The organism is Rhodopila globiformis (assembly GCF_002937115.1).
Taxonomy (GTDB): domain Bacteria; phylum Pseudomonadota; class Alphaproteobacteria; order Acetobacterales; family Acetobacteraceae; genus Rhodopila; species Rhodopila globiformis.
The window spans coordinates 1-4439 of record NZ_NHRY01000151.1 but is presented as its reverse complement, the minus strand read 5'-3'; the positions used below and the strand labels follow the sequence as shown (position 1 = coordinate 4439).

Below are 4439 nucleotides of genomic sequence, written 5' to 3'. Positions count from 1 at the left end.
TGCGGGGGTGGGCCATGCGGCGGGCTGGCGCCTGGGGTGGCCGGATCGCTATAGTCCGATGATGAAAAGGGCTATTGGCGGACCCGCATGATCCAGGTGAGCCGGACAGTGTCGATCGACGAGCGCGCGGTGGAGGAGAGCTTCATCCGCGCCTCCGGTCCTGGCGGGCAGAACGTCAACAAGGTGGAGACGGCCGTGCAGCTTCGCCTGTCGCTCGACCGGGCCGGCCTGCCGCCGGCGGTGCGCGCGCGGCTGGAGAAGCTGGCCGGGCGGCGGCTGACGCAGGACGGGCAGATCCTGATAACCGCGCAGCAGCATCGCACGCAGGAGCGCAACCGGGCGGCGGCGATGGAGGCGCTGGTCGGGCTGGTCCGGCGGGCCACGGTGGCCCCGGTCAAGCGGGTGGCGACGAAGCCGACCTATGGGTCCAAGCTGCGCCGGCTGGAGGAGAAGGCGCGCCGATCCGGCATCAAGCGTGGGCGGGCGACGGGGCGGGACGGGGAGTAGGGCCGGCCTGGGTAGGGACATGGACGGGGACGCGATCGCCTGAGGCGCGATGATCAGGCCAGTTCCGCCGACAGCGCCTCGGCCTGCTGCAGCACGTTCTGCACCGCCGAGTCCTGAAGGTCGGGCGGGTAGCCGTATCGCCGCAGGATGCGCCGCACCAGCGAGCGGATGCGCGCCCGGGCGCCTTCCCGGTGCGCCCAGTCCACCGTCACGTTGCTGCGGACGGCCTGCACCAGTTCGTGCGCGATCACCCGCAGCGCCGGTTCGCCCAGCACGTCGCGGGCGCTCTGGTTCAGGGCCAGCGCGTCGTAGAAGGCGATTTCGTCCGGGGTCAGGCCGCTGTCCTCGCCGCGGGCGCGGGCGGCGCGGAGGTCCTGGGCCAGCTTGATCAGTTCCTCCAGCACCTCCACCGTGGTGATGGCGTTGGCGTGGTAGCGGGCGATCGCGGCCTCCAGCCGTTCCGAGAACGCCCGCGCCTGGACCACGTTGCGCTTGCCCTGGGCGTGCACCTGGCCGTTCAGCAGCTTGCGCAGCGCTTCCACCGCCAGGTTCTTCTTGTCCAGGCCGCGGACCTCGGCCAGGAAGTCGTCCGACAGGATCGCGATGTCCGGGCGGTCCAGGCCGGCGGCGGCCATGATGTCGATGATCTCGGTGGAGACCACGGCGCGGCTGACGATCTGCTGGATCGCCAACTCGCGCTCGACGTCGCCGCGCGTGTCGCCGCCGGCGGTCTTCAGCAGGGCGATGCGCACCGCCTGGAAAAAGCCGGCCTCGTCGCGGATCGCCGCCGCCATCGCATACAGTTTCGTCAGCCGCAGCGCCGCTTCGGCGCGGGCCTGGTCCACGGTGGCGGGGTTGGGGTGGGCGATGGCCTGCGTCAGGCGGTGGGTGAGGACGACGTCGCCGAAGCTGGCGCGTTCTCACTATCCGATGGCAGCTACCGACCCAAATCCGACATATCGGTTGCTCAAGCTATGCGACATTGCGAAGGGTCGCCGCGGGCTTAACCGGAGGCGGCGAACATCTGAAGGTGGCGCAGGAGCGGACACAAGGCCGGCGCTGCGGTGCGGGCTCTCGCCGACCGCACCTCCTGGACATAGGCCGCCGACAGACGGCGACCCAGTTCTTTTGTTAGTAGCGTCTGCTTCTCTATGCTCGTGCTAGCGCGCAAGTTCACCGTGGGCTAGGGTGCGGGTCGCGAGGTGTTCATGCTCACGGACGATGAGATTGCTCGGCTCTTCCGCGACATGGAGGCGGACCGCGCTGAGCGCAAGCGCAACTTCAAGGCAGCCGCCGACAAGGTTCGACAGGCGATCTGCGCTTACGCCAATGACCTCCCCAACCATCGCCAGCCGGGACTGATCTTCATCGGCCAGGAGGACGATGGAAGCTGCTCCGGGATCAATGTCGATGACGAGCTGCTCAAAATCCTGGGGGGCCTTCGCAGCGATGGTCTGATCCTGCCCTTTCCGGTGATGTCGGTGACTCGTAGGGAGATTGACGGCTGTACGGTTGCGGTCATCGAGGTGTCGCCATCGACCCAACCACCCGTTCGCTTGGACGGGCGCACCTGGATACGCGTCGGCCCACGGCGGGCCATTGCGACCGCCGAGGAGGAACGCCGCCTAACGGAAAAGCAGATTTGGCAGAACCTGACCTTCGATGCCCGACCGTGCGCCGACGCCTCCCTTGATGATTTGGATCTGCATCGGTTCGAAACTGAATATGTCCCCTCCGCGACTTCCCGGGAAATCCAGCGAGAGAACGGCCGATCGACGGAGGAGAAGCTGCGCGCGCTGCGGCTGATCTCCCGGGACGGACGGCCCACGAATGCAGCCTTGCTTCTCCTGGGCAAGGAACCTCGGGAGTATCTCCCCGGCGCCTATATTCAGTTCCTTCGCTTGGGTGGCCCCGAGCTAGTCGATCCCATCCTGGATCAGAAAGAGATCGGCGGAACCGTCCCGGACCAAGTCAGGCAGGTCGAAGAGCTCATGCGATTGAATCTACGCACGCCCGCCGCCATCGGTGGGGCGCAGCGCAGAGAGCAGCCCGACTATCCTGCCGAAGCATTAGATCAGCTCATCCGGAACGCCTTGCTTCACCGGACTTATGATTCCAGCACCATGCCGGTGAAGTTGTACTGGTACTCGGATCGCATTGAAATAATGAACCCCGGCGGACTTTTCGGCGAGGTCAACCCGGAAACGATCTGGCGGGACGTGACTGCCTACCGCAATCCGTTCCTTGCCGAAGGTCTAAAATCTTTGGGCGTGGTCGAACGGTTCGGCTACGGCCTGACGAAAGCTCGCCGCGCCCTCAAGGCAAACGGCAATCCACCACTAGCGACGCAGTTTGAGCCCAACTACACGCTGTTCAGGGTGGAGCCTGCACGATGAAATCGATTGCCTTCTTTAACAATAAGGGCGGCGTTGGCAAGACATCGCTGATCTATCACCTCGCATGGATGTACGCCGACTTAGGGCAACGAGTACTGTTGGCGGATCTTGACCCTCAATCCAACCTCACCGCCATGTGCTTCAAGGACACGACACTCGAGCGCATCTACGAGGCGCGGGAGCCGGACACGGTTTTCACGGCGGTAGAGCCGGTCAAGCGCGGTATTGGCGACCTTCATTTTTTCGACCCCTTGAGCGTGACCGACGGTCTTGCAATCATTCCTGGCGATCTACTGCTTTCGGACTTTGAGGATGAGTTATCCGCGACCTGGCCGCGGTGCGTTGATCGCGACGAGCGAGCGTTCCGCGTCACGGCGGCTTTCCATCGGATCATCGAATACGCCAGTCAACGGCATCAGGCCAATATCGCCTTCATAGATGTGGGTCCGACATTCGGCGCCCTGAACCGAGCTGCCCTTATCGCCGCAGACTATGTTATCATCCCTGTGGCGCCGGACCTCTTCTCCGTTCGAGGCCTCGAAAACGTTGGTGGCCGACTGAAGTCCTGGCGCGCGGAATGGCAGGACCGGCTCAACCGTGCTCCTCGGCTCGACTTCAGCTTGCCGGCGGGCAACATGCGGCCTATCGGCTATGTTGTGTCCCGCCACACTGAATTTGCCGACGGGGTAGTGCGCGCCTTCCAGAAATGGATCGGGAAGATTCCCGGCGCTTACCGCCGGGCGGTGGACGATCCTGGTGTTCCTGACGAGGCGCTTGCGTTGGGTCGCCTTAAGGACTACCGCTCGCTGATCGCTATGGCCCAAGATGCCCGCAAGCCCATGTTCAAGCTTCGTCCTGGCGACGGGGCAATCGGCGGTCATCAAGGTGCCGTATCCGCTGCCTACGACGATTTTGAAAGGCTCGCCCGCGCGATCGCGGACAGGATCGAAGAGCCAATCTGAAGGCGTCCAGTATTCGTCCGGGCGCCGCCGACAGCTTTCCACTCAGGCCGGTCATCGTAGTTTCTATATAGTCGTCTGTGAAGAATTCCGAACCGCCGGCGTGAAGCCCATTGGATGCGGGTTTCTCCGGAATGAGGCTGGGAGCCAGAAACAGACAAAGGCGCTGCCGCGTGGATGAACATGAGGCTGAAAATGCCAGCCGACCAGGGTAAAATGGCTCATTGGCGCGACCATAGTGGAGGCTCGCTGTCGGTGAACGCCTTGCTTGTGGGGCAGGCTGGCATTGCGCTGGCAGGTTACTTCACGAATGCAAATCGCCCCAGGGCTATCAGGTCAATTTGCAAGAAAGCCATAGGGCGGGTGCGCTTTCTTGCAAATCTGGTGACTTGCAAAGGCCAATTTCTCTATTTCTATCAATGTCTTATGAATTCTTTATAGACGACTACATAGTTTTACTGTGTCACTATCCTCTAGCTATTGACTATAGCCACCCCATATAGGGGTCCATGTATCAGGAAGGAGCGAGACTGCCGCTGACGGGTGAGGCCCGATTGGAGGCGTATCTGGATGCGAT

General features: G+C 63.1%; 4 protein-coding genes. 3 read left to right on the top strand and 1 reads right to left on the bottom strand.

Annotation, left to right across the window (positions count from 1 at the left end):
- The first annotated feature begins 87 nt into the window (after positions 1-87).
- Entirely contained in the window at positions 88-507 is a 420-nt protein-coding gene (arfB, locus tag CCS01_RS14995; protein ID WP_104519608.1) for an alternative ribosome rescue aminoacyl-tRNA hydrolase ArfB, read from the top strand.
- Positions 508-560: 53 nt separating this feature from the next.
- On the opposite strand, the gene CCS01_RS14990 is transcribed toward arfB, so the two are convergent.
- Positions 561-1352: a DUF3387 domain-containing protein gene (locus tag CCS01_RS14990; protein ID WP_239992172.1), complete on the bottom strand. Its 792-nt coding sequence runs from the start codon at positions 1350-1352 to the stop codon at positions 561-563.
- Between the two features lie 363 nt (positions 1353-1715).
- Between CCS01_RS14990 and CCS01_RS14985 the strand changes: the two genes are divergently transcribed.
- Positions 1716-2903, top strand: a complete 1188-nt coding sequence (locus tag CCS01_RS14985; protein WP_104519606.1) for an ATP-binding protein — start codon at positions 1716-1718, stop codon at positions 2901-2903.
- Complete coding sequence (locus tag CCS01_RS14980) at positions 2900-3865, top strand: ParA family protein (protein WP_104519605.1); 966 nt, start codon at positions 2900-2902, stop codon at positions 3863-3865. Before CCS01_RS14985 ends, CCS01_RS14980 begins: the two co-directional genes overlap by 4 nt.
- Positions 3866-4439: the final 574 nt, after the last annotated feature.

Bases quoted from the DNA above. Each gene is read 5' to 3' on its own strand.
- CCS01_RS14985 (WP_104519606.1), top strand. From the start codon at position 1,716: ATGCTCACGGACGATGAGATTGCTCGGCTCTTCCGCGACATGGAGGCG.
- CCS01_RS14980 (WP_104519605.1), top strand. From the start codon at position 2,900: ATGAAATCGATTGCCTTCTTTAACAATAAGGGCGGCGTTGGCAAGACA.
- arfB (WP_104519608.1), top strand. From the start codon at position 88: ATGATCCAGGTGAGCCGGACAGTGTCGATCGACGAGCGCGCGGTGGAG.